This window comes from Micrococcus sp., assembly GCF_030523875.1.
Lineage (GTDB): Bacteria > Actinomycetota > Actinomycetes > Actinomycetales > Micrococcaceae > Micrococcus.
In genome coordinates, this window is record NZ_JAUNHR010000144.1 from 1 (window position 1) to 2696 (window position 2696).

Annotated in this window: 2 protein-coding genes; both read left to right on the plus strand. The window is 72.2% G+C overall.

Going from position 1 to position 2696, the window contains the following annotated elements:
• The first annotated feature begins 169 nt into the window (after positions 1-169).
• Entirely contained in the window at positions 170-976 is an 807-nt protein-coding gene (locus tag Q4D18_RS11495) for a PspA/IM30 family protein (protein WP_303128533.1), read from the plus strand.
• Positions 977-1208: 232 nt separating this feature from the next.
• Entirely contained in the window at positions 1209-2588 is a 1380-nt protein-coding gene (locus tag Q4D18_RS11500; RefSeq protein WP_303128535.1) for a sodium/glutamate symporter, read from the plus strand.
• Positions 2589-2696 lie beyond the last annotated feature (108 nt).

The following is a 2696-nucleotide window of genomic DNA, read 5'->3' on the forward strand; positions in this document are numbered from 1 at the left end:
CAGCGGAGGCGGCTTCTGACCCCCCCCTCCCCACAGACCACCGGTGCCGTGCGCACCGGCCCGGACGGCCGACGTCGTCCGGGAGCCCCGGCGGGACCCCGCCGCGGGACACCGACGTGCAGGCCGCGGGCCTGGCGGACACCGATCACCCCCACGAAAGGCGAACACCATGGTCAAGCAGTCCATCCTCGGGCGCATCAGCACCCTGGCCAAGGCCAACATCAACGCGATGCTGGACAAGGCGGAGGACCCCCAGAAGATGCTGGACCAGATGGTCCGGGACTACACCAACAACATCGCGGAGGCGGAGGCCGCCGTCGCGCAGACCATCGGCAACCTGCGCATGATGGAGGAGGACTACCGCGAGGACCAGGAGGCCGCCCGCAGCTGGGGCCAGAAGGCCCTCGCCGCGTCCCAGAAGGCCGACGAGTTCCGCACCCAGGGCGAGACCGCCAACGCGGACAAGTTCGACAACCTGGCCAAGGTCGCCATCGAGCGTCAGATGGACGCCGAGCGTCAGGCCAGGACCGCCGAGCCGACCATCACCTCCCAGCGCGACATCGTGGAGCGCCTCAAGACCGGCCTGGACCAGATGAAGACCAAGCGCCAGCAGCTGGTGTCCAAGCGGGACGAGCTGACCGCCCGCTCCCGCACCGTCGAGGCCCAGACCCGGGTCAACGAGGCCGTGAAGTCGATCGACATCATGGACCCGACCTCGGAGATCTCCCGCTACGAGGAGAAGGTGCGCCGCGAGGAGGCCCGCGTGCGCGGCCAGCAGGAGCTCGCCGCCTCCTCCCTGGACGCCCAGTTCGAGTCCCTCGAGGACCTGGGCGAGCAGACCGAGGTGGAGGCCCGCCTGGCCGCCCTGAAGTCCGGCGGCGCCCCCGCCGCCCTCGAGGCCGGCTCCGACGAGCTGACCCTGGACTACTCGGGCGAGCAGACCGGCACCCAGACCGGCACCGGCACCCGGGCCTGATCCGGCCCCGCCGCGGCGTCCACCACGCCCCGGCACCACGACGGCGGCGTCGTCCCCACGCGGGGGCGGCGCCGCCGTCGTCGTCCGTCCCGTCCCAGGTCAGGCCCGATTCGGCGGCCCCGGCGGACCCCTGCTAGGGTCCCCGGGTCCCCTCGCGTCCCGAGGGGACCCGTGCGTCCCGACTCCGACCGGAGGCGGCGGCGCGCGCCCCTCGCACCCTCCGGGAGACCCCATGGAAGAACAGTTCACGGCCTGGTCCGTGCTGGTGGACGCCGGCCTGATCGGCGCGCTGCTGGCCGTCGGCACCCTGGCCCGCGCGGTCGTCAAGCCGCTGCAGACCCTGATGATCCCCGCCTCGGTGATCGCGGGCATCCTCGGCCTGATCCTCGGCCCGCAGTTCCTGGGCATCATGCCCTTCAGCTCGCAGCTGGGGACGTACGGCTCCATCCTGATCGTGATCGTGTTCGTCTGCCTCGCGCTGACGGACGACTTCGACGTGCGCAAGATCGGCCGCCCGGTGGGCTCGTTCGCCTCCTACGGCGTGCTGATCTACGCCTCCCAGGTGGCGATCGGCGCTCTCGTGGCCCTGCTGGTCCTGAAGCCGCTGTTCGACACCCCCGACTCGTTCGCGGTGCTGCTCTTCGCCGGCTGGGCCGGCGGCTTCGGCTCCGCGGCCGCGGTGGGCCAGGCCTACGCCGCCAACGGCGACCCGAGCGTGGCCTCGCTGGCCTACACCTCCGCCACGGTCGGCATGATCGTCGGCGTGGTGGGCGGCATCATCCAGGCCAAGTACGGCGCCAAGCGCGGCTACGCGAAGGAGTACGCGGGCCTGACCTCCATCCCGGAGGACCTGCGCACCGGCGTCCTGGACCAGGTGGCCGAGCGCCCGGTGATCGGCCGCCACACCTTCTCCGCCGCCTCGGTGGAGTCCCTGGCGTTCCAGGTGGGCATCGTGGCCATGATCGGCGCCGCCGCGTACGGCGTGGTCGAGTGGATCAAGGACATGTGGCCGCGCGTGGTGGGCGAGAACGGCCCCGAGCTGATCATCCCCGCCTTCGCGGTCGCCTTCGTGCTCGGCCTGATCGGCCGCGTGCTGTTCCAGGCCACGAGGACGGCCAAGTTCCTCGACTCCCCCTCCCTGAACTCCGTCTCCGGCACCGCCACGGACATCCTCATCGTCTGCGGCATCGCCTCGATCGCCCCGAAGGTGGTCGTGGAGTTCTGGCAGCCGCTGCTGATCCTGTTCCTTGTGGGCCTGGCGCTGTCCCTGTTCCTGGGCCTGCTCGTGGCCCCGCGGGTGATGACCGACGGCTGGTTCGAGAAGCAGCTGTTCACGTGGGGCTGGGCCACCGGCGCCGTCGCCACCGGCGTGGCCATGCTGCGCATCGTGGACCCCAAGCTGAAGTCCGGGACCATGGAGCAGTTCGGCGTGGCCTACATCCCCGTGGTGCCCGTGGAGATCGCCGCCGTGTCCTTCGTGCCCCTGCTGGTGATCGCCGGGCTCTCCTGGGCCGTGGTGGGCATCTGGGGCGCCATCGCGGTGGCCGCGATCGTCGCCGCGGTCCTGCTGGTGCGCACCGACCCCGCACGGCGCACGCCCGCCTCGGCCTGAGCCGGCCGGACCCCCGCGCACGACGACGGGCCGGGGCCTCCCCCACGGGAGGTCCCGGCCCGTCGTCGTCCCCGACGTGAGGTGCCGGCGGCACCGGGACGGGCGGCA

What these genes read in the sequence shown, in the direction of transcription:
- Q4D18_RS11495 (WP_303128533.1), top strand. Translation starts at nt 170, where the DNA reads ATGGTCAAGCAGTCCATCCTCGGGCGCATCAGCACCCTGGCCAAGGCC.
- Q4D18_RS11500 (WP_303128535.1), top strand. Translation starts at nt 1,209, where the DNA reads ATGGAAGAACAGTTCACGGCCTGGTCCGTGCTGGTGGACGCCGGCCTG.